The organism is Acinetobacter sp. IRS14 (assembly GCF_034650275.1).
Lineage (GTDB): Bacteria > Pseudomonadota > Gammaproteobacteria > Pseudomonadales > Moraxellaceae > Acinetobacter > Acinetobacter oleivorans.
The window spans coordinates 128296-150319 of the sequence record NZ_JAOVFN010000007.1; the positions used below are offsets into that span (position 1 = coordinate 128296).

General features: G+C 38.7%; 19 protein-coding genes and 1 pseudogene. 10 read left to right on the top strand and 10 right to left on the bottom strand.

The genetic code is table 11. The features are described from left to right. From ODQ17_RS09195 to ODQ17_RS09210, 4 genes and pseudogenes are all read right to left on the bottom strand, one after another. A pseudogene (locus ODQ17_RS09195) lies at positions 1 to 1860 on the bottom strand (hypothetical protein); the annotation flags it as partial. Positions 1861 to 2183: 323 nt separating this feature from the next. Continuing rightward, the gene (locus tag ODQ17_RS09200; protein WP_322903079.1) at positions 2184 to 2738 is read right to left on the bottom strand and encodes a TetR/AcrR family transcriptional regulator; all 555 of its coding nucleotides are present in this window, start codon (positions 2736 to 2738) and stop codon (positions 2184 to 2186) included. A 736-nt stretch (positions 2739 to 3474) separates the two neighbouring features. After that, on the bottom strand, positions 3475 to 4725 hold the full coding sequence (locus ODQ17_RS09205; protein WP_322903081.1) for a hypothetical protein: 1251 nt from the start codon (positions 4723 to 4725) through the stop codon (positions 3475 to 3477). Between the two features lie 87 nt (positions 4726 to 4812). Beyond that, complete coding sequence (locus ODQ17_RS09210) at positions 4813 to 5271, bottom strand: GFA family protein (RefSeq protein WP_322903084.1); 459 nt, start codon at positions 5269 to 5271, stop codon at positions 4813 to 4815. A 270-nt stretch (positions 5272 to 5541) separates the two neighbouring features. On the opposite strand from ODQ17_RS09210, the gene ODQ17_RS09215 reads away from it, so the two are divergent. Further along, positions 5542 to 6606: an AraC family transcriptional regulator gene (locus tag ODQ17_RS09215; RefSeq protein ID WP_322903086.1), complete on the top strand. Its 1065-nt coding sequence runs from the start codon at positions 5542 to 5544 to the stop codon at positions 6604 to 6606. Positions 6607 to 6631: 25 nt separating this feature from the next. Here the strand turns inward: ODQ17_RS09215 and ODQ17_RS09220 are convergent, their stop codons facing one another. The 4 genes from ODQ17_RS09220 to ODQ17_RS09235 all read right to left on the bottom strand — a co-directional run bounded on the left by ODQ17_RS09220 (position 6632) and on the right by ODQ17_RS09235 (position 10601). Beyond that, positions 6632 to 7123: a flavin reductase gene (locus ODQ17_RS09220; RefSeq protein ID WP_252060430.1), complete on the bottom strand. Its 492-nt coding sequence runs from the start codon at positions 7121 to 7123 to the stop codon at positions 6632 to 6634. A gap of 187 nt (positions 7124 to 7310) precedes the next feature. Then, positions 7311 to 8354, bottom strand: coding sequence for a methionine synthase (locus tag ODQ17_RS09225; RefSeq protein WP_004703605.1), 1044 nt, complete (start codon positions 8352 to 8354; stop codon positions 7311 to 7313). A gap of 21 nt (positions 8355 to 8375) precedes the next feature. Beyond that, positions 8376 to 9362: a DUF1852 domain-containing protein gene (locus ODQ17_RS09230; RefSeq protein WP_322903088.1), complete on the bottom strand. Its 987-nt coding sequence runs from the start codon at positions 9360 to 9362 to the stop codon at positions 8376 to 8378. Positions 9363 to 9728: 366 nt separating this feature from the next. After that, positions 9729 to 10601 (bottom strand): LysR family transcriptional regulator, encoded by an 873-nt coding sequence (locus tag ODQ17_RS09235; protein WP_322903090.1) that lies wholly within the window; start codon positions 10599 to 10601, stop codon positions 9729 to 9731. Between the two features lie 255 nt (positions 10602 to 10856). On the opposite strand from ODQ17_RS09235, the gene ODQ17_RS09240 reads away from it, so the two are divergent. The 7 genes from ODQ17_RS09240 (at position 10857) to tcuB (ending at position 18766) form a co-directional block, all read left to right on the top strand. Next, a complete protein-coding gene (locus ODQ17_RS09240; protein WP_322903092.1) occupies positions 10857 to 11465 on the top strand; it encodes a LysE family translocator in 609 nt (202 codons plus the stop codon). 204 nt (positions 11466 to 11669) lie between these two features. Next, the gene (locus tag ODQ17_RS09245; protein WP_005302915.1) at positions 11670 to 12599 is read left to right on the top strand and encodes a LysR family transcriptional regulator; all 930 of its coding nucleotides are present in this window, start codon (positions 11670 to 11672) and stop codon (positions 12597 to 12599) included. Between the two features lie 278 nt (positions 12600 to 12877). Beyond that, complete coding sequence (locus ODQ17_RS09250; RefSeq protein WP_005302914.1) at positions 12878 to 14188, top strand: MFS transporter; 1311 nt, start codon at positions 12878 to 12880, stop codon at positions 14186 to 14188. Between the two features lie 89 nt (positions 14189 to 14277). Further along, on the top strand, positions 14278 to 15072 hold the full coding sequence (locus tag ODQ17_RS09255) for a substrate-binding domain-containing protein (RefSeq protein WP_322903095.1): 795 nt from the start codon (positions 14278 to 14280) through the stop codon (positions 15070 to 15072). Between the two features lie 131 nt (positions 15073 to 15203). Continuing rightward, on the top strand, positions 15204 to 16133 hold the full coding sequence (locus tag ODQ17_RS09260; RefSeq protein WP_322903097.1) for a LysR family transcriptional regulator: 930 nt from the start codon (positions 15204 to 15206) through the stop codon (positions 16131 to 16133). A 103-nt stretch (positions 16134 to 16236) separates the two neighbouring features. Then, on the top strand, positions 16237 to 17643 hold the full coding sequence (tcuA, locus tag ODQ17_RS09265; protein WP_322903100.1) for an FAD-dependent tricarballylate dehydrogenase TcuA: 1407 nt from the start codon (positions 16237 to 16239) through the stop codon (positions 17641 to 17643). Continuing rightward, the gene (tcuB, locus tag ODQ17_RS09270; RefSeq protein WP_322903102.1) at positions 17633 to 18766 is read left to right on the top strand and encodes a tricarballylate utilization 4Fe-4S protein TcuB; all 1134 of its coding nucleotides are present in this window, start codon (positions 17633 to 17635) and stop codon (positions 18764 to 18766) included. The genes tcuA and tcuB overlap by 11 nt, the downstream gene beginning before the upstream one ends. Positions 18767 to 18843: 77 nt before the next feature. Here tcuB and ODQ17_RS09275 read toward each other — a convergent pair whose 3' ends face one another. Further along, entirely contained in the window at positions 18844 to 19377 is a 534-nt protein-coding gene (locus tag ODQ17_RS09275) for an HPP family protein (RefSeq protein WP_322903104.1), read from the bottom strand. 98 nt (positions 19378 to 19475) lie between these two features. Between ODQ17_RS09275 and ODQ17_RS09280 the strand changes: the two genes are divergently transcribed. Together ODQ17_RS09280 and ODQ17_RS09285 are read left to right on the top strand one after the other, a co-directional pair. Then, on the top strand, positions 19476 to 20024 hold the full coding sequence (locus ODQ17_RS09280; protein WP_032048087.1) for a TetR/AcrR family transcriptional regulator: 549 nt from the start codon (positions 19476 to 19478) through the stop codon (positions 20022 to 20024). Positions 20025 to 20038: 14 nt separating this feature from the next. Continuing rightward, positions 20039 to 20698, top strand: a complete 660-nt coding sequence (locus ODQ17_RS09285) for a VOC family protein (protein ID WP_322903107.1) — start codon at positions 20039 to 20041, stop codon at positions 20696 to 20698. An 86-nt stretch (positions 20699 to 20784) separates the two neighbouring features. On the opposite strand, the gene ODQ17_RS09290 is transcribed toward ODQ17_RS09285, so the two are convergent. Next, entirely contained in the window at positions 20785 to 22011 is a 1227-nt protein-coding gene (locus tag ODQ17_RS09290; protein ID WP_322903109.1) for a CaiB/BaiF CoA transferase family protein, read from the bottom strand. Between the last annotated feature and the right edge of the window lie 13 nt (positions 22012 to 22024).

Genomic DNA, 22024 nt, shown 5'->3' on the forward strand with positions numbered 1-22024 from the left:
TTTGTCGTCGCCATCTCCACCTTCAAGTGTATCGTTCCCTCCACGCCCATATAACTTGTCATTCCCTAATCCTCCTACAAGTGTGTCGTTATTTATGTTGCCATAAAGCTGATCATCACCCTCATTACCGTAAAGATAACCCTCGCTATTTTTATCTGTATTCTCTATTACATCATTAGTATCAGTACCAATGAATGCTTTCGAATTAGCATACCCATATTGGTTTAGTTCATCAAACCATGAATTAACTTTAATAGCTCCTAAATCAACCACATAGTGATTAAATAAAGATTCTAAATAATCAATATTTATAATCTGAATTTTTGATCCATACTCTTTAAGATGATTTAACAATAAGAAAAGATTTTTAAATGCTTCACCTTCATTAATAGTAGATAAAGTATCTAATTTAGAAAAAATTTTAGGGATATCTAGAAAAACTTTTGAAGGTTCTGTCACAGAACCATAGATATCTTCACCAAATTGGTCTAAAAATATAGTTTGTGAATATAATTCTTTAAAGATTAATCCTTTTAAAATAGCAAAGGCATCAACCATTTTATCAATAACACTCTCAGCACTCACTCCAGAATAATCTTTTCCATTAAAATATAGAGTAGTTATATTTTTACCAGTAAAAGAATTGAGTGCCGCTAGATAAGGCTTAATTAGTTCAAACTTATGCTGTATATTTAGTGGCAAATCACTAAACGTAGATAAGAGTACTTCCACAACTACATTACCACTACTACTTGGACGTCTTATTGCAACCCCTTCGTTTGCTGACAATATCCATCTGCCTTCTAAATTTATATCTTCTGAATAATAAGGATCTGTTTTTGCCCACTGAATTATTAATTTATCAAGCATAGCTTCCCTATCAGCAATACTCGTTAATTTCTTATAATCTTCTATTATATTTCTGAGTTCCCCCGATCCTTTGGCAGCCATTTGTAAATCTGAAACTCTACCTCTACCAAAAAGAATAAGATCAGTAAGGTTTAAATCTTTCAGATTAGTATCTTCTCTATTGGTTTGAGTGATATCAATCGCAAAATTCACGTCCCCCATAACATGAGAAGAACCATCATTTTTCTCATAAGCACCTATTTGAGAAATAATATTCCCATTATCAAGATTTGTATTTACCTCTGAATAATTTAAGTTAAGTAATTTAATATCTAAATCATTTAATGTGAAAAGCTCATTTTCTTGGCTAATTCCATCCTGATTAAGGTCTCTCCATACTCTTAGATTTTTAAAAGCTTCATCATCACTACTGACAAAATTATCCTTATTAGTATCTAAATCACTGAGTGCAGCAAAACCATTTTGGCTAATCGACCCATCATTCATTAAAACATGGTTACCAAATAATTCTGAAGCATCATTAATATGTCCATCATTATTTCTATCCCATACTAATAAGCCATCGTTAGAAGATACCCATCCTGTTTTAACTTGAAGACCAGATGTATTTAATTCAAATTGTACCCCTCCTTCTAGGCCATTTGTTTCAATTCCATTTCCATTCAAGTCTAGTATTAATGGGTCAACATAATGATATTTCCCATCACCACCAGACAATGCCTGTTCAACTGCTCTATCTACTCTGTTTCTAGGATCAATATTTCTAGCAGCATTTTCTCCCCATTTTTGTGCAACATCTCCATCAAGCCCTCCTAAACCAGGAATTAAAGGAATTAATAAACCTATAGTATTCCCAGCATCTTCAGGTGTTTTTGGTGGGCCCTTATCTAAATCATTTTTAAAATCATTTAAAGTTTTTGCCTGATCAATTAGATCATTAGCTGTACTGACCTTATCATATCCATCTAAAATTTTATCTGATGTTGTCATAAAAACCCCTTTAATATAAATTTAAAGTAACATTATTTTTTCTAAGCAATTTTTTTTTGCTGAGTTAATATATTATAAATATCTCTTTTATCAAGCTAAAAAATTATGGGAAAGAAAAATTCAGTTTTATCAAAAATCTACTAAGCGATTATGAGAACAAATTACTTTTAATTAGTTTGCATTATTTCCAAATTAGTTTATTAAGTTTCAATATATTTTTAATAAAAGGAATACTACCCAACACTTTAAAAAAATTATTTTGCTTCATATGATTTATTAAGCTTTAAGTTTAAATAACTAACACTATTATTAAAACACTTTTATTATTTCCCCCTCCCCCAAAACCTCTCCAACACCACATCCCTTTCATCCACACTGTTTGAGCTTAAAACTTGTAGCATCAAACCATCAATCAGGTTTAAAACCATGTTGGCATCGGGATTAAATGCTTTGTTTTGCAGACTAAAAACCAGATCAAAAAGCTCTCGAAGTAGCCATTTTCGATATTCAACTGCCATGCGGTAAGCCGTTGGGTAAAGCTGTTTTATTTCAAAAATGGCTTTAAACAAAAGGTGGTAAAGGCTATTTATCTCGACATGTAAACGGACAATTTCTTTGAGTTTATCGGTTGGTTTTGAGTAGCGGTGTGAGTAGACAATTGCCAGCACCTCTTCTTTCAATCGGCTTTTTTGAAAGCTTATGCAGGTTTCAACGAGCTTTTCTTTTGAGTGAAAGTAGTTATAAAGCGTGGCTTTTGGAATTTTAGTTTCTTTGGCAATCAGGTCTACGCCCGTGTTATGAAATCCATAGTGATTAAATAGATCTACTGCGCTATGAATAACTTTTAATTTTTTTGAAGCCTTTTCTAAAGTTGGCATAGTTTTACCATTATAAAAATAGGTTGTTATGTCTGGCTGAGATAAAAAGTCTGTGCCCTTTCTGGGAGAAAAAAAGGCACAGCAAAGCCGCAAGACGGTGCTTGGCTCATCTCAATTCTGTTGTTGCTAAGTTTTAAGTAAAAATGACTTAAAGCCTGAAAACCCTACGGCATTCAAGCTGCTGTATATTTTTAAGCTGTGTCGTTATAGCTTTTGACAATGAATGCCAAGAAATGATGGATGTACATAGCCAACTCCTGATTTTGGGAGTTCTGCCAAAGCATTCATTTGGAATTATGGTGGCAGAACGAAAGAGGGTTGACAGACTGGTTTTCGAGAACCCAGCACGCACGAAGGCGTCCCCCTTCCGTCCTACCGCTACAAAAAGGGAGACGAGTGGGTATACATCAAAAAAAACAAGTCTTTTCAATGTACTCGAAAAAACAGCCTGTCAAAGCCGGCTGGCAATGTGGCCAGCAGGCAAAGGATAATCTGAGAGTTTAGAGGTGTCAATGTAGCTTTTATGACAAGTATTTAAATTTATTATTATTTTTCATTAGATTAACTTAATTATTATTTTAAATATTATATTTAATTGTATTTTTAAATACTTCAAAGATATGGAGTAGGATGAAAAGAGTTAACGAACTGACACTCATCCTACCATAAAGGGAAAGAAACAAAATAATCTGAGCTAGACAATGTCAGAAAAACCTCTTTTGCTCAGTACTATCTCCTAAACGGGACAAGTCGATCCATTGTTCATTTTTGTCGAGAACTCTGCATGTAAACCATTTAAGCCAATCTCAAGCGCTTTATTGAGAACCTTTTGACCAATATGTGCATTTATTCGACCTACAAATGGAACACGATTAATTTGACTAGCTGTTCTACTCACTGTTGCTAAACTAGTAATCGCTAAATCCAAAACTATGTTTTTAGGTATTTTTAGATCATTAGCAACATGGCCATTTTTTGGACTCAATACACATTGTGGAGACAATGAATATCGACCAATTGCCGCATTCACACTTTTAGGTATAAAACCTTTAGTAACATCCTCAAGCCCAGCATAGACTTCATTTGCAAAGTCTTGCGATAGTTGAGTTGGACTATAAAAAAAATTAAATCCGAGTTGATCCAATCTTTTGATTTGTTGAAAATCTTGCAGAAAAAACTCTTGTGGCACGCCTAAAATTTTTCCAACCCATTGCCAAATACGTATAGAACTATTGAGTTCCTCTTTAGTCACATAACCAAATGCACGCATAACCTTAGAACGTAAACGCCCCATGACATAGACTCCAGCAATAGCGCCTGTAACAGATATTGGCACACCTTTGCGCACGCCAACCCATTTATTACTCACACCTAATCCCAAACGCACCATACTATGCATCAAGCGAATGCGAACCCACATCTCCCACTGTTTTCCTCCAGGCTTCATTCCTTCAATATCAATTACGCCAATAAAACCAGCAGCAGTTTCCCAAATTCGTCGAACAAAATCACCTTTCTTGTTCATACGACCTGTGGCAAAAAAGACACTTGGAATATTGCCATCAACCGCAGTATATGGGAGCGCTGAATGCAACCCAAATATAAAGCCTAATATATTACGACCAGACATTTCTGCACTTGCTTTGGTTTCTTCAAAATCAAACCATTCAGGTACTGTTTCAACATCTTTAAAAAATAGAACTGCGGCCTGATTATCTTCTGCTTCTAACGCTCTGGCAGCTTGAAACAAGTTTTTAGTCATCCTCTTGTGCTTACGTAACTCGGCTATCAAGTTTTCAGCTAAAGGATCACCCACACTATCCCATGTTTCAAATAGAGTATTAATTTGCTGCACATCAAGGTCCGCAAAGGGATAAACCGTATCTCGAATGGGATGGTTTATCAATTCAATAGCAGCAGCTATACGCTGTGGCAATGGAATATCAGCATTGTAGGTAGAATGCATATTTTGGCTGAGGCTATTCACTTTATTTTCCCTCATTTTCTTTTGTTCCTCTTTCTATTTCAAAAACAGGCTAAATACACAATATGGCTTAAACTTCTGCACCATTTTTTAAATAGCCAAAAGTTTTGATAATAAATGTTTGGTAAAACCAAATTGGCTTGCCACATAGCCTCTATATTTGGGTAACTGATCATTCATTTGACTAACTGCACGGTTATAAAACATATGTAATATCGGTTTAGGTAATGCAGTTTGATCTTTAAAGTTTTTGCTTGGTATAAACGCCAAATCATAAGATGTATATGTTTTTAAATATGAAAAGACAGGATTGAAACAAGATATGCAAAATCCACGTTCTAACGCTGGTGGCCGACGATATTTTTTAAACTCAAGATTGGCTTGAGCATGCTTGGCAATATCTTTTTTAAACACAACACTAACATCTGCATAAGGTGTTTTATAAATTTGTTGGCAGATAGTGCAATGGCAGATAAAACGCATTAAAACTGGCGTACAAATATCAAGTTCAGTGCTATGACATGGACAGGTAATCATATTCAAAGCCATTTTATATCCTGTTCATTTTCTAAAAATTAAGGTGACATATCCCATCAACACTTTTTAAATTATTTACACAGCATCTTTCCAATTAAGGATTTTGAATGGCATTAATAAAATTGAAGTGCAAATATTCACATAAAGTTCTTATTTAGATGCTGCATAGCATGCCAGTACATCCAAACATAAACGTGTTGAATTAATTATTGGAAATATGGAACTTGGTTTAAAGGTTATTTTCCGCCATAATAATGATCATTTCACGCCATAGTACTGCCTATGAAAGATCCATTTGGTCTATTTCAGCAGAAAGTTTCGATCTCTTATGCGCTATTATTATTGGAAATTACTTCCGAATGTGATTTAACATCAGAGCAAGTGCTTGAAAATACTGGACTCACGGTAGAAAGGCTAAGACAGCCTGAAGCTAAAATGAGTGCTATAGAGTGGGTAAAGCTCGTATTAAATGCCCTACGGTTAACCAACAATCCTCATCTTGGTATTGAATATGGTTCTCGCCTGAGACCAACGTCTCATGGTGCGTTAGGTTTTGCATTTTTAAGTTGTGCAGATATTGAGACTGTTTTGAATCTCATGACAACATACTTTTGTACGCGAATCCAAAGTTTTTCTCCCAGCTGGAATGCTGACAACCACTATGTCTATATCTATTTAGATGATCTACACCCAATTGAAATGGGTGAGGAAATGCAGTCGCATCAATTGAGATGTTTTCTAATAGAGTCTTTACTATATGGGATAATACATTTTTTAGGCACACTTGCAGAAAGTTTTGAATCAGAATGTGAGATTTTTGTTGATTGGGCACCACTACCAATCCGTGAAACAGACAGCAAATCCTCTATTCCTGTTCATTTTAATTGCCTACGAAATAGTATACGGTTCCCTAAAAAATACCTGACTCACAAAAATCCACAGGCCGATCATATCGCCTATGAGCAAGCCATACAGTATTGCGAAAATGACAAAGCTAAAGTGACAGGAAATGTTTTTCGCGATATCCAAAAAAATATACGTGCTGAATTAACTTACAAAGCCGGAAATACTTTTCCATCTTTTGCGACCATTGCCAAATGCTTAAATATGTCAGAACGGAGCTTAACCCGACATTTGCAACAGCAAGGGACTAACTTTTCAACCATACTTGCAGAAGTTCGTTTTAAAAAAGCTAAGGAATTACTTCAGTTAGAGCAATATGATGTTCAAGATGTCGCAAATTTGGTTGGCTACAACGAAACGACTAACTTTATTCGAGCGTTTAGAAAATTGTTTGGGGAAACCCCACATCAATTTAAAAAGCGTATGGAAGATAGAAAAGAATAATGAATCAAATCGATACGAATAAGTTCTAAACTACGTCTACCTGCCCCACTTGGTGATAAGCACGATTAAAATAAACCAAGCTTTGGTCATGCTGGCTTTGTTTAATCGCAACAATCGGACAAATAAGAATGGTATGTGTGCCGACTTGTTGAATTTGCTCAATCTCGCAATCGAAACTGACCAAAGCATCGTCTAACACAGGTGAACCTGTTTCTAACTCAATCCATTCGCCATGTTTAAAGCGTTCTTCTGGTGTGAGCTTAGACGAAAATGCTTTTGAAATATGTTCGTGGTGTGCGCCTAAAACATTCACAGTTAAGATTTTGTTATCTAGGAAATGTGCATGTGAACTCGCAGATTGGTTCATACACACCAATAATGTCGGAGGTGTGTCAGTCACACTACAAACAGCAGAGGCAGTAAATCCAAAACGGCCAGACATGCCTGCCGTAGTCACAACACTAACCGCACTTGTGAGTAAAGACATTGCATTTCTAAAGTCTGTTGCTTGAACCATGACATTATTCCTAAATTGAATCGTACCTTGTCCTGAGCGTTTGCTATACCGCCCAACTCCATCAGGAAGGTACTTTATCAACATGAGTCCTGATTAGAACTACATGTAGTAAGTAAAATGAGGGTTACTTGTTTGATTATCAACTGCCATCAAAAAAGTAACCCTTTATACCACTTATTGGTAAATATTAAGCAGTAAGATCAAAACCAGTAAGTTCTCTGCGAACGATTTCTGCACCTGCAGTTAAGGCATTTAACTTGCCACGTGCCACTTCACGTGAAAGAGGCGCCATACCGCAGTTTGTGCAAGGGTAAAGCTTGTCAGCATCTACAAACTGAAGCGCTTTACGAAGTGTGTTCGCCACTTCTTCTGGAGTTTCAATTTGGTTAGATGCAACATCAATTGCGCCGACCATCACTTTTTTACCGCGAATGAGTTCGAGTAAATCGATAGGCACATGTGAGTTGTGACATTCTAACGAGATAATATCGATGTTAGATTTTTGCAGTTTCGGGAAAGCTTCTTCGTATTGGCGCCATTCCGAACCTAATGTCTTTTTCCAGTCAGTGTTAGCTTTAATGCCGTAACCATAGCAAATGTGGACCGCAGTTTCACACTTAAGACCTTCAATTGCACGCTCTAAGGTCGCAACGCCCCAATCATTTACTTCATCAAAGAATACGTTGAATGCTGGTTCGTCAAACTGAATGATGTCTACACCAGCAGCTTCTAACTCACGCGCTTCTTGGTTCAAAATTTTTGCAAATTCCCAAGCAAGTTTTTCACGGCTCTTGTAGTGACCATCGTAAAGCGTATCAATCATGGTCATTGGGCCAGGTAATGCCCACTTAATTGGTTGATCAGTTTGCTGACGTAAAAACTTAGCATCTTCAACAAACACAGGCTTTTGACGAGACACCGCACCTACAACAGATGGCACACTTGCATCGTAACGGTCACGAATTCGAACTGTTTCACGCTTCTCAAAATCTACACCATTTAAATGTTCAATAAACGTGGTCACAAAGTGTTGGCGGGTTTGTTCACCATCGCTCACAATGTCGATGCCAGCAAGGCGCTGTTCGTGCAACGCTAAACGTAACGCGTCTTTTTTACCTTCAAGTAGACCTTCGTTTTCGAGTTTCCAAGGCGACCAAAGCTTTTCAGGTTCTGCAAGCCAAGACGGTTTAGGTAAGCTGCCAGCAGTTGAAGTTGGTAATAATTTTTTCATGATCAATGACCTATATGTTGATTAGTTAAGAGTGTAATTAGCAGACCACTGCTCAAGAATCGCTTGGTATGGTTTGATAAATTGCTCTTCAACAAACTTCCCTTGCTCAATAGCGAGGCGGCTACGTTCTTCACGGTCATACACAATTCGAGTAAGTGAGTAATCTTGGTTCTTCAAGCTTGGCTGATAAGACTGTCCAGCAACTGAATTTGCATTGTAAATTTCAGGGCGGTAAATCTTTTGGAACGATTCCATGGTGCTGATAGTGCTGATCAACTCAAGGTTGGTGTAATCACTCAGCAAATCACCAGTAAAATAGAACGCCAAAGGTGCAGCACTGTTTTTCGGCATGAAATAGCGAACTTTTAAGCCCATTTTTTGGAAATATTCATCAGTGAGTGAATAGTCTTCTTGCTTATATTCCACACCTAAAACTGGATGTTCGTTTTCAGTACGGTGGTACTCTTTAGTTGTCGAAACGCTTAAGCAAATCACAGGCGCCTTTTTAAAGTTGGCTTTATAAGTTTCAGAGTTAATAAAGCTCTTAAACAAGTTACCGTGCAATTCACCAAACTTTTCTGGCGTGCTAAAAGTAGACTTGTTTTTGTTGTGATCTAACAACAGCACACTAAAGTCATAGTCACGTACATAAGACGAGAAGTTATTGCCTACAATGCCTTCAATACGTTCATTGGTCTTTTTATCAACAATATTGGTTTTCAATATTTCGATTAAAGGAAGCCCGCTTGCACGGTTTTCGGCATCAATATTCATTTCAACTGAAATAATTTCAAGTTCAACGCCGTAGCGGTCACCTTTAGGGTTGTCCCAATGAGCTAAGGCATTAAAACGATTGTCGATCATCTGTAAGGTGTTGCGCAGATTCTCTTCACGGCTCATCCCTCTCGCTAAGTTAGCAAAGTTGGTTGTAATACGCGTATTGTCTGCTGGACGATAGTTTTCATCGAAACAAATACTCTTAATCGTAAATGTAAATTCTTTACTCATTTTGATCAGTACCCTAATTTCTGAGATAAACCTAAAAATATTTCGAGCTCTTTTTAAACTTTCCAGCCTTGTCAGATTTGTGCCTTATGGTCTTATCAAAAGTGAATTACTGGAACGCTTCAGAGCGTGAATAGATTTATACCGCAATCAGAACATGAATAAAAATGATTTAGTCTCATTACAAACTGAGTGAAATTCATGTTTAGGGTTTAATAAATAAGTATGAAGTTAAGTATTTTTCATCTTTGGGAATTTTAGACAGCAGAAATTCAATATACGGCGCTCACAAATCACCTTTAAAAATTTAAATATTTATTATTATTTTCAATAATTTAATCAATAAAATCTTTAAGAAAATGCTTAGATTTAAAGTAATTTGTGCTGACTTTCATTCATCTCTGCTTTTAGCCATTCTAAAAAAATGGTTTTACGTGAATCTTCCTCAAAAGCACTATGAGAAAGTAAAAAATAGGCTGAATTATCTTGCACAACAGGTGAAATTTTTTTCAGTAAGTTCCACTCAAGCTCTTTTTCAATCATATAAATTGAGATGACCGTTGCCCCAAGCCCCGCCAAACAGCCTTCTAAACATAGATAAAAATGTTCGAGTTCGACTTTAACGTAGCCTTTTAAACTCTGCTTTAACTCAGCAATGCGACTCATGCTTTTGAAAAAATTGGGTCTAGAGGTCGAGATGAGTACGTCTTTGGTTTCCGATGGCTTGGTTGCTTGAACTAGAGCGATATATTCATCGGCAATTTTTTCGCTATAGATATGCTCTCCCCAATCAAAGTCATTTCTGCGAATTGCGATATCAATATTATCTTTTTCAAAATCGACCACGCCGCCTGCGGTAAGTAGCACAATCTCAAAATCATGACCGAGCTTTTTAAATTTTGATAACCGCGGAATGAGCCATTTCATTGAAAGAGTCGGTTCACACGATAAAACCAGTTGCTTGTTGTGAGTTTTAGGCTGGCTGAGTTCTATTAAACATTCATCGAGTTGACCAAAAACCTGATGGCAACAACTTAGTAAAATTTCACCCTGCTCAGTCATCACAAGAGTTTTATTTTTTCGGTCGAACAAAGTCGTATTTAAAGCTTCTTCTAAATTATAAATCTGTTTACTGACCGCACTTTGCGTCACAAATAATTTCTTTGCAGCTAAAGTGACGCTGCCATACTTCGCCACAAAATAGAAAAATTTTAATGAATTCAGCGATATTCTTTCACTCATTCCAAAAACTCATAAATGTGTAGTCGTTTTTATCGATTTTTATTTCTAGGTTTCTGTTCAAAATAAAAATCATCTTTATTAAAACCTATTTTAGATGATGAAAAATATATTGAATATCGATATCTATCTTCGAAAACCCGAAGCCCCCGCATTTCTTGCAAAAAGAATAGCAATTTTAAGTAGTGTTTTCGCTCTCTTACATGCATTCCAAAAAGTACAGATGAACTCCCTCGTTTTCAGTGAGGGCACAAGATAATGGCAGAGTTTATTGCGGTTATTTTAATTACGATTTTGGCGGTGGTTAGCCCTGGCGCTGACTTCGCGATTGTGACCAAAAATAGTTATCTTTACGGCAGAAAAATAGGTGTGTTGACTTCACTCGGAATATCGCTTGGCGTGTTGGTGCATGTGACCTATACGTTAGTCGCCGTTGCCTTTGTGATGACTTATACGCCGCAAATTTTGAATATTGTTAAATACATTGGCGCGCTTTACCTGATCTATATTGGCTATAAAACCTTTACTCAAAAACCTGTTTTAGACTATGCTGCCTTAACGTCTATAGGTACTTTTCAAGCAATAAAATACGGCTTTTTTACCAATGCCCTCAACCCTAAAACCACACTATTTGTGATTAGTACCTATACCCAAATTGTGAGCTTAACCACGCCTAAAACCATTCTTTTAGCTTATGGCTTTTTTATGTCTTTTGCCCATTTTGTATGGTTTTCACTGGTGGCTGTACTGTTCTCATCAATGCTGTTGAGACAGAAAATGTTAGCTAAACAAGTGAAAATTAATAAGGTGATTGGTTCAATTTTATGTGTTTTAGGTGTGATTCTGCTTTTTACTAAGTTTCAGTAAAAAGCTCATTTTATGGAAAAATAAGTTGCTTATGTTTATATATGGTTTGTACTTTTAAAAAGGCTTTTTATAAGACTTTTCCAAGAGAGCTATTTAATTTTTAAGAACCTTTTATATTTTTTGCTGTTAATATTAAAACGCATGATAGATTTTCCAATCCTTCATATTTATATAAATCAAGGATGATGAGCGAATACATTTATTATGGAAATCAAGCAAATAAAATATTTTTTGACGGTGGTTGAAGCAGGCAGTATTGGTAAAGCTGCCCAAAAACTCGATGTCGGCGCTTCGGCCATTAGTCAGCAAATTAGTAAGCTAGAACAAGAGCTAAGCATTCGCTTATTACAGCGTAATGCTTTTGGCGTCACTCCTACACCCGCGGGTCTGGCCTTTTTAAAACACTCTCAACTTATTTTGCGTCAAGTTAACTTTGCAATAGACGCGGCGCATTCAGCACGGCTTTCAGGTCATGTCAGCCTTGGTTTTCCACCGACCATTACCGCTTTAATTGGCATCCCTTTAATGAAACTAATGTCTGAGCGCTACCCAGACATTCGTCTAGAAATTGTGGAAACTCTGTCGGGTAATCTAATTCAGTCGATTAATTCGCGTCAGCTTGATATTGCCATTATTTTTACCAATGAAATTGATAAACAGTGGTCGATACAACCTTTGGTACGTGAACAAATGTATTTGATGGCACGCAAAGAAGTGCTTGAAAAATACGGTCTTGCCGACTGTATCAAAAGTGGAATTATTCAGTCGCAGCAAATTGGCGATATTCCTTTAGTGTTGCCACGGCAGCGTCATAGCTTAAGAAAATTGCTTGAGCATAAGATTGGGCAGCTTAATGTTGTCTATGAAATTGATGGTCTACACTTACTGATGGACAGTCTAATTCACCTTGACCTTGCAAGTGTTCGCCCTGGAAGTGCCTGCCTGCAAGAATACAAACATAAACTTCAATTACTAAAATTGATTGATCCTGAAGTTGAGCGAATCAATTACTTGGTGAGCCTTGCCGAAGAAGAATTATCACCTGCTGCACTGGCTGCAAAATCGGCAATTAAAGCCTGTGTGAAAGAGTTGATTCAAAACCAAATATGGCCGTGTTCTGAAATTATTTTATAAAGGGTCATTAATTTTATTAAATACCTAATTAATTTTGCCCTCTCACTCCCTCCTGCTGTTTGAGATTACATTTTCATCTGAATGATAAGTGAATTTCTGTTTATCGACTTATAGATGTGTAGTTTGAACTGGAAACAAGGCATCACATTTTCTACGAAGGACACCTTTAAATCTCATCTCTAACCCATGTGCTATTTAGGTTTATTGAATGAGTCGATTTAAAGTCCTCTATTGAAGATCGTGAATGTTTCCATTTTGTCAGGCCAAGGAGGTCTCCAATGGATGTCGTGAATAACCGTAGGGCTACTTTTAAAAAAATATTAAATGTAACGAGTGGCAACTTTTTAGAACAGTACGATTTTTTTCTTTTTGGTTTCTATGCCACTTATATCGCAGCAAAATTTTTCCACTCTGAAAATGAATATGTCTCTTTAATGATGACATTTACCGTGTTTGCTGCGGGCTTTCTTATGCGTCCTCTCGGCGCTATTTTCTTGGGCGCTTATGTCGACAGAGTTGGTCGACGTAAAGGTCTTATTGTGACTTTAAGCCTCATGGCAATCGGAACCATCTTAATTACCTTTGTACCAGGTTATGAGACGATTGGTATTCTTGCCCCAATTTTGGTGGTGATTGGACGTCTATTACAAGGCTTCTCGGCAGGTGTTGAATCTGGTGGTGTATCGATTTATCTCGCTGAAATTGCAACAGATAAAAACCGTGGGTTTATCACAAGCTGGCAATCTGGCAGCCAACAAATTGCGGTGGTATTTGCAGCATTACTTGGCTACTGGCTCAACACCATTTTAACTCATGCTCAAGTGGGTGAATGGGGCTGGCGTATTCCGTTCTTAATTGGTTGTTTGATTATTCCTTTAATCTTCTTGTTCCGCCGCACGTTAGAAGAAACTGAAGACTTTAAAGCGCAAAAAACTCATCCATCAACCAAAGAAATTTTCAGCACGCTTGCGAGCAACTGGCGCATCGTACTTGCGGGCATGATGATGAGTGCCATGACCACAACCACATTCTATTTCATTACGGTTTACACCACTGTGTATGCAAAACGTACTCTAGAAATGTCGGTAACGGATAGTCTTTTAGCAACCGTATTTGTGGGTTTATCAAATTTCTTCTGGTTACCAATGGGTGGCTTACTTTCAGACAAAATTGGTCGTCGCCCAGTTTTAGTCGGCATTACAACCCTTGCCATCTTTACAACTTATCCAGTTTTAAGCTGGTTGGTGAGTGACATTAGTTTCACCAATCTGATTATTACGCTTGCTTACTTCTCGTTCTTCTTTGGTATGTACAACGGCACCATGGTCGCAACGCTTGCCGAAGTGATGCCAAAACGTGTACGTACCGTTGGCTTCTCTTTAGCGTTCAGCCTTGCAGCCGCTATTTTTGGTGGTATGACACCAATGGCCTGTACATACCTTGTCGAAAACACAGGCAATGCAAGCACACCAGCATTCTGGCTGATGTTAGCGGCGGTATGTAGCTTAATCTCAAGCTTGTATTTATGCCGTGGTTCTAAGCAGAAGAATGCTGACCCAATTGCTGAACCTGCGAAGGTTAGCGCTTAAAACAATAACTACTTAACCTGAAATTTTAATGAACAGTACGGCGCATGTTGCAGCCGTACTGTGCTCTCCTATCATTAAAGCGAGATACTATGAAAAAGTCCCCTATCTTCATGACCATTTGCTTAGCTGGTGCAGGCTTAGGCTCAACGCTTGCTAACGCAGATACACTCGAAGTGATTAGCTCAGGCGGTTTCTATTCATCTATGGAAAAACTCATTCCAATATTTGAAAAGCAAACTGGTCACACGGTTCACCTTTCGTCTGGTTCATCAATGGGCGCATCACCAACCGCAATTCCAAATCGACTTGATCGTGGTGAACGTTTTGATGTGGTGGTGTTGGCTGCTCCTGAACTGAACAAGCTTGCAGAGAAAGGTTATGTAGACCCAAGTTCACAAAGTGCTTTAGTCAATTCAAGCATTGGTATGGCTGTGCCTAAAGGTGCACCAAAACCAGATATTAGCTCTGCGGCAAAATTCGAAAAAGTTTTATTAAATGCTAAGCACATTGGTTATTCAGCAAGTGCGAGCGGCACGCATCTTGAAAAAGATGTTTTCCCAAGCTTCCCACCTGTCGAGTACAAAGTGATTTCTGGTAAAGCAGAAAAAGTGGTCGGTGACCGCGTTGCAAAACGTATTGCTGAAGGTCAGTTCGATATTGGTTTCCAGCAAATTAGTGAAATCAAACCTTTTACTGGCCAATATGGTCAAGTTGATTTAGTCGGTCCAATTCCTGCGCCTTATCAAAAAGTCACTGTATTTGCAGCGGGCATTGGTAAAAACTCTGAACATGAAAAAGTCGCAAAAAAACTCATCAAATTTGTGAAGTCACCACAAGCAACACAAATTATTGAAGAACAGGGTCTTGAGCAGGTTAAACAATAAAAGCTCTAAAAGGCAACGTCTTGAGGTGATGTTGCCTTTACTCTGTTAGTAGTTTACTCAGTGTAATAGAACAAAATGTATAGCGATAAACCAGTGTAGAATAACCAATAAAGGACAATGTAGTATTTGCCGTGGAACTCAAACAATTAAAGTATTTTATTGCGGTGATCGAGTCAGGAAGCTTGGGTAAAGCTGCAAAAAATCTCGATATTGGAACTTCTGCATTAAGTCAGCAAATCTCAAAATTAGAAAGCGAGCTTTCTATTCGCCTTTTACAACGTACTGCTTTGGGTACGGTTCCCACCCCTGCGGGTTTAGCTTTTTTTCAACAGGTTCAATTGGCGCTTAGGCACTTAGACCATGCCGTAGACTCTGCACACTCTTCACGTTTAAGTGGTCATGTCACCGTCGGTTTTTCGCCGAGTGTCGCGTCGGTTATAGGCACGCACTTTTTAAAACTCATGAGAAACCGTTATCCCGACATTAAAGTCCGTTTAATTGAAGGCTTATCGGGTGACCTCAAGGCCTTAGTTAATGCAAGGCAGCTCGATGTGGCGATCATCTTTAGTGACGATGTCGACCCACAGTGGGCCATACAGCCTTTAGTCAAAGAACAGATGTTTTTAATCTCGCCTAAAGAAGTGCTGAGTCAGTACCACCTTGAAAGTTGTATCGACACTCAAACGATTACTCATTCACAGCTTAAAGAACTTCCGCTGATTTTACCGAGCCAACGACATGGACTACGTTTGTTGCTCGAACAGAAAATTCATCAGCTTAAAGTGGCCTATGAAATTGATGGCCTGCACTTATTAATGGAAAGTATTAGCCAACTGGAAATGGCAACCATCCAGCCTGCGGGTGCATCTCTAAACTCGCGGCAAGACCTATGTTTGCTACGGATTGTAGAACCTGCAATTGAACGCATTAACTATTTAATTAGTCTGTCTGAAGAAGAGCTCTCACCTGCTACTCTAGCCACCAAAGTGGTGATTCGTGCTTGTGTGACCAACATGATTAATGAAAAGCGTTGGCCCGGTGCGAAACTCATAAACACTTAAGCGCTTAGTATTTATTTTTACTAAACACCCATTCAAGCTTAGCCTCTCACTTCACCTTCCCTTTTAAAGCTACATTAGCCTTAGCTGAGAAAGGGAGAAATCCATGCATGATGTGATTGTAATTGGTGGTGGGAATGCCGCACTGTGTGCCGCGCTCACGGCAAAAGAAAGTGGCGCGTCTGTGCTGGTCATAGAGGCAGCACCTAAAGAATGGCGTGGTGGTAACTCACAACACACTCGTAACCTCCGTTGCATGCATGATGCTCCTCAAGATGTATTGGTCGATGCCTACCCCGAAGAAGAATATTGGCAAGACCTACTTAAAGTCACTGCGGGCAAAACCAATGAGCACTTAGCTCGTCTGGTCATTCGTAGTACGGCAACATGTCGCGACTGGATGCGTAAACATGGTGTGAATTTTCAGCCGCCACTATCGGGTGCTTTGCATGTTGCACGTACCAATGCCTTTTTTATGGGTGGCGGTAAAGCCCTCATTAATGCGTATTACCGTAGTGCCCAAGAACTTGGCATTGAGATTTTATACAACACAAAAATTAAAGATCTAAAGTTAAACCAAGGACATTTTGAAGCTGCAATTGCTGAGGATGGCCGTGTATTTAAGGCGAAAAGCTGTGTATTGGCCGCAGGTGGTTTTGAGTCAAATCTGGAATGGTTAAGAGAAGCATGGGGACAAAATGAAAACGGCGAATGGCCTGCCGATAATTTCATTATTCGCGGAACCCGCTTTAATCAAGGCAACTTGCTCAAATTTATGATAGATCAAGGCGCCGATATTATTGGTGACCCATCACAATCGCACTGTGTGGCCGTAGATGCACGCGCACCGTTATATGACGGCGGCATCTGCACCCGTATTGACTGCGTTTCACTGGGAATTGTGGTTAATAACAAAGCCGAACGTTTTTACGATGAAGGCGAAGACTTCTGGCCAAAACGTTATGCGATTTGGGGCCGCCTTGTTGCCAAACAGCCTCAGCAAATCGCCTATTCGATTATCGACTCAAAAGCGATTGGTCGCTTTATGCCACCTGTGTTTGCGGGTGTGAAAGCAAATAGCATTCAAGAACTGGCCGAAAAAATCGGGCTAGATGCAAAAACCTTCTGTCACACTGTAGAAGAATTTAACCAAGCCTGCGTACAAGGCACCTTTAACCATACGGTTTTAGATGACTGCACCACCAAAAATATTGTTCCCAACAAGACCCACTGGGCAGTTCCTCTCGATCGCCCACCCTTCTATGCCTATGCGCTTAAACCTGGCATTACCTTTACCTATTTAGGCTTAAAAGTCGAAGATGATGCTGCGGTACGTTTTAACAATAAAGCCAGCCACAACCTGTTTGTTGCAGGTGAAATGATGGCAGGTAACGTACTCGGTCAGGGTTATACCGCAGGGGTCGGCATGTCGATTGGCACAACGTTTGGACGCATTGCCGGAAAAAATGCAGCCCACTACGCACTTTCACAAGGAGTTGAACATGAATGCTAGTACTAAAGCCCTGATTCCAGTTGTTCAGCTCTCTGATCATGAGCAGGAAGTTCAAAGAGCCCTACAGATTTGTAATGCTTGTCGTTACTGTGAGTCTTTTTGTGCTGTATTTGCGGCGATGACTAAGCGTCTTGAGTTCAATCAAGCCGATATTCATTACCTCGCAAACCTGTGCCATAACTGTGGTGCTTGTTTACACGCTTGCCAATATGCTCCGCCGCATGAGTTTGGTGTAAACATTCCAAAAGCGATGGCGCAAGTACGTTTGGAAACTTATCAAGAGTTTGCGACCCCTCAGCCTTTAGGCCGACTTTATAAGTCTGTTGGGATTCCTTTTGTTTCAGCTTTATCAGTGATTTTCTTTTTATGCATGTTAGCTGTGGTTTGGTACAAAGGCACCGACCTATTTGCAGGCTATCAAGGTAATTTCTATGCGATTTTCCCGCATAACTTTTTAGCTCTATTGTTTGGAGCGACCTTTACAGTTGCGATTGTTTTGCTCGGCATTGGGATTAGTAAATTTTGGAGACAGACCTCTAAAGTTATTCACGGCAAAGTTGAAAAACCCGACCTTATTCAAGCATCTCAAAATGTGTTAACGCTTAAATATTTAGATGGTGGACATGGCAAAGGCTGTAATGAGAAAGATGACCGCTACACACAAATCCGCCGTGTGTTCCATCACCTGACGTTTTATGGCTTTATGCTTTGCTTTGCAGCCACAGGCGTAGCGACTTTATATCACTATTTTCTTAACCTGCATGCGCCTTACCCTATCTTTAGCTTGCCTGTTATTTTAGGTACGTTGGGTGGGTTTGGCTTAGTGATTGGACCATCTGGTTTGCTTTATTTAAACCTTAAACGTCATCCATTACATGGTGACCGCGAGCAAAAACCTGTAGATCGAGGCTTTATTTTCCTTTTAATTTTAGTCAGTGCTTCAGGCTTAGCTCTCATGGCATTTCGTAATACCCCTTACATGGCACTTTTACTGATTTTCCATTTAGCTACGGTCATGACGTTTTTTATTACCATGCCATTTGGAAAGTTCGCACATGGTTTTTACCGCAGTGCTTCTTTACTCAAATTTGCCATCGAAGAACGTATTTCTAAGAAGTCATAATTTCATTCAAAAGTATTCACTATCTTGGCGTAGTGAATACTTTCATTTTTTTAAACTCAAAATACTTCATAGCTTGCCTATTTTTTACTATTTAAAATTCCCAAGCCATACATTGGCCACTTGGTACTCGCTTTAATATTATTAATCAGCATCGCCACCAAAACTAAAGACACTGCGCCGACCAAAACAGGAAAAATTAAGAAACTCCACTCATAATGTATGGTGCTCGCGGTCAACAAAATAACCAAAGGGTTGGCCCCAGCAGGTGGATGAACACATTTAAAAATCTGCATGAGCGCAATGGCACAACCTACTGATAAAGCAATTGTAAAAATAGAAACACCGACAAATTTTAGAAAAAACAAACCTACAAAAGCCGAAATAAGATGCCCAAATATAATATTTCTCGGCTGCGCCAAAGGTGACTGCGACACGGTATAGAGCAACACACAGGTCGCACCAAACGGCGCCATGATAAAGATATTGTGTGTGAGCTTACTCAACCACAGAAGTATAAAAATACTGACTGTCCCCCCAATAAGGCTTCTTAAAACATCAACTTTACTGGGCGATGGAGCCAGTTTTTCTTTGCCATAAAAGATCGAGAACATGGTTTTTTTCCTCAAACAAAAATTTGCTTTTTAAAAAGCATATAGATAAAATTTCAAATAGTACAGATCTGTACTATTTTATTTTTTGGAAAAGACACATGTCAAAATCTGCCTTAAAAATATTAGATACAGCCGAGAAACTATTTAATGAAAATAGTTTTGTCGGGGTTGGCGTTGACCTGATTCGCGATGAATCTGGCTGCTCTAAAACTACGATGTACACGTACTATAAAAATAAAAATCAACTGGTTAAGTCTGTACTCGTTGCACGTGATGAACGGTTTAAGCAAAGCCTTTTGGGTTATGTGGGAGATGCAACAGGGTTGGAAGCCATCAATAAAATTCTGGATTGGCACACCAATTGGTTTAGACAAGATTTTTTTAAAGGCTGTTTATTTGTAAGAGCAGTCGCTGAATCTAACCAAGATGATCAAGACATTATTTCTATTTCTAAAGCTCATAAACAATGGATTAAAGTACTGATTGCGCAAAATTGCAATATACCGAATGGTGAAGCTTTATCTGAGCTGATCTATACGGTGATTGAAGGATTAATTAGCCGCTTTTTAGTCGATGGTTTCGATGAAACACTTGCGATAAACATGAAAAATTCTATTAATCAATTATTTAATATTCATCAACATTAGCATGAGAACTTAAAATGGAAGTGGACCATATTTTTATTTGTGTACAATCAGGCGCTCCCGAAGCTGAAACTTTAAAAAAATTCGGTCTAACAGAAGGTTCATCCAATAAGCATCCGGGTCAAGGTACCGAAAACAGACGCTTTTTCTTTAAAAATAGCTTTATCGAATTAATCTTTTTAAATAACCCCGAAGAAGCCTCAAATGATCTCACCAAACCTACTCTGCTTTTTGAGCGACTAAGTACCCAAAATAATATCGCGTCCCCTTTTGGTATCTGTTTTCGCCCTAAAAATAAAGATGATAACAGTGCAAAATTTCCTAATTGGGTTTACAAGCCAAGCTATTTACCAGCCAGCTTAGAAGTAAATGTTGCCAAAGATTCTGTGGTATCTGAACCGATGTGGTTCTTCCTTTCATTTGCTTCACGACCAGACCTTGCTGCAAAAGAAAAACAACAACCACTTGTGCATAGCAAAGATTTATCAGAAATCACTGCGATTAAAGTTTCTATTCCAAACCTTGAACAGCACCCTACTTCGTTACTGTTCAATTCGCTTGATGATTTTGAAGTGACTAATGGATCGGAGCATTTAATGGAAATTAGTTTTGATCATGAGCCTCAAGGAATAATTCATGATTTCAGACCAGAGCTGCCGCTTATTTTTAAATATTAAAACGCTTACTTTTTAATAAAAAAACTGTGATTTATTGCAAATCACAGTTTTTATTTAAATTGAATCACATTAAAAACGACAATAGCTTAAGCAATTTTTCCATCAATAATGCCCTTCTCCTTTAACGCGGCGAGTTCTTCTGCTGTTTTAAATCTCGATAAGATTTGAGCAGTATGTTCACCTAGCTCTGGCGGTGCATGATGATATTCAACTGGAGTATCAGACAACTTGATGGGTGAGCCTATGGTTTGGAAGTTTTCATTTAAACGATGAGGAATATTGACCACCAAATTGCGATGGACGATTTGTGGTTCAGCTAAAGCATCTTCAATAGAGTTGATGATACCTACGGGTACTTTAAGCGCATGAATCATATCAACCCATTCTTTGGCAGTTTTCTGTAAAAAGTGCTCTGACAATAAAGGAATCAGTTCATTTCGATATTTGACGCGGTCTTGGTTGCGCACAAATTTTTCATTTTCGAGTAACTCTGGATAACCAATCGCAACACACAAATCTTTAAACTGTTTATCGTTACCGCAAGCAATAATAAATTCTTTATCTTTAGCCTTAAAAGTTTGATACGGCACAATACTTGGGTGTTGATTACCCATGCGCTGCGGGGCTTTACCTGAAGCTAAATAGTTCATCCCCTGATTTGCCAGTGCCGCGACCTGTACATCAAGCAAAGACATATCAATATACTGACCGCGTCCCGTGTGTGAGCGTGCAATCAATGCGGCTTGAATGGCAATGGTTGAATACAAACCAGTTTGAATATCTACAACAGCCACACCAACTTTTTGCGCACCACCAGCCACATCATCAGGCTCGCCAGTAATGCTCATTAAGCCAGACATACCCTGAATAATAAAATCATAACCGGGTTCTTCTGCACGTGGGCCATCTTGCCCAAACCCAGTAATCGAGCAATAAATAATATTTGGATTTAACGCACTTAATGACGCATAGTCCAAACCATATTTAGCCAAAGACCCTGTCTTATAATTTTCAATTACCACATCGGCAGTCTTGGCAATTTCATAAATTAAGGCCTGACCTTCGGGTGTGGTTATGTCTACCGCAACCGAATATTTATTGCGGTTAGTACATTGAAAATAGCCAGATTCACGGGTCATTTTACCGTCTTGATCGGGCATCCATGGTGGTCCCCACATGCGGGTGTCATCACCTACTCGAGGGCGTTCAATTTTAATCACTTCCGCGCCAAGGTCTGCCAAGATCTGTCCGCACCAAGGCCCTGCAAGCACACGACTTAAATCTAAAACCCGAATTCCTTGTAATGCACCCATAACGATACCCTTA

Bases quoted from the DNA above. Each gene is read 5' to 3' on its own strand.
- tcuA (WP_322903100.1), top strand. From the start codon at position 16,237: ATGCATGATGTGATTGTAATTGGTGGTGGGAATGCCGCACTGTGTGCC.
- ODQ17_RS09220 (WP_252060430.1), bottom strand. From the start codon at position 7,123: ATGGTTCAAGCAACAGACTTTAGAAATGCAATGTCTTTACTCACAAGT.
- ODQ17_RS09230 (WP_322903088.1), bottom strand. From the start codon at position 9,362: ATGAGTAAAGAATTTACATTTACGATTAAGAGTATTTGTTTCGATGAA.
- tcuB (WP_322903102.1), top strand. From the start codon at position 17,633: ATGAATGCTAGTACTAAAGCCCTGATTCCAGTTGTTCAGCTCTCTGAT.
- ODQ17_RS09225 (WP_004703605.1), bottom strand. From the start codon at position 8,354: ATGAAAAAATTATTACCAACTTCAACTGCTGGCAGCTTACCTAAACCG.
- ODQ17_RS09275 (WP_322903104.1), bottom strand. From the start codon at position 19,377: ATGTTCTCGATCTTTTATGGCAAAGAAAAACTGGCTCCATCGCCCAGT.
- ODQ17_RS09290 (WP_322903109.1), bottom strand. From the start codon at position 22,011: ATGGGTGCATTACAAGGAATTCGGGTTTTAGATTTAAGTCGTGTGCTT.
- ODQ17_RS09215 (WP_322903086.1), top strand. From the start codon at position 5,542: ATGAAAGATCCATTTGGTCTATTTCAGCAGAAAGTTTCGATCTCTTAT.
- ODQ17_RS09255 (WP_322903095.1), top strand. From the start codon at position 14,278: ATGAAAAAGTCCCCTATCTTCATGACCATTTGCTTAGCTGGTGCAGGC.
- ODQ17_RS09280 (WP_032048087.1), top strand. From the start codon at position 19,476: ATGTCAAAATCTGCCTTAAAAATATTAGATACAGCCGAGAAACTATTT.
- ODQ17_RS09240 (WP_322903092.1), top strand. From the start codon at position 10,857: ATGGCAGAGTTTATTGCGGTTATTTTAATTACGATTTTGGCGGTGGTT.
- ODQ17_RS09200 (WP_322903079.1), bottom strand. From the start codon at position 2,738: ATGCCAACTTTAGAAAAGGCTTCAAAAAAATTAAAAGTTATTCATAGC.
- ODQ17_RS09285 (WP_322903107.1), top strand. From the start codon at position 20,039: ATGGAAGTGGACCATATTTTTATTTGTGTACAATCAGGCGCTCCCGAA.
- ODQ17_RS09250 (WP_005302914.1), top strand. From the start codon at position 12,878: ATGGATGTCGTGAATAACCGTAGGGCTACTTTTAAAAAAATATTAAAT.
- ODQ17_RS09245 (WP_005302915.1), top strand. From the start codon at position 11,670: ATGGAAATCAAGCAAATAAAATATTTTTTGACGGTGGTTGAAGCAGGC.
- ODQ17_RS09210 (WP_322903084.1), bottom strand. From the start codon at position 5,271: ATGGCTTTGAATATGATTACCTGTCCATGTCATAGCACTGAACTTGAT.
- ODQ17_RS09235 (WP_322903090.1), bottom strand. From the start codon at position 10,601: ATGAGTGAAAGAATATCGCTGAATTCATTAAAATTTTTCTATTTTGTG.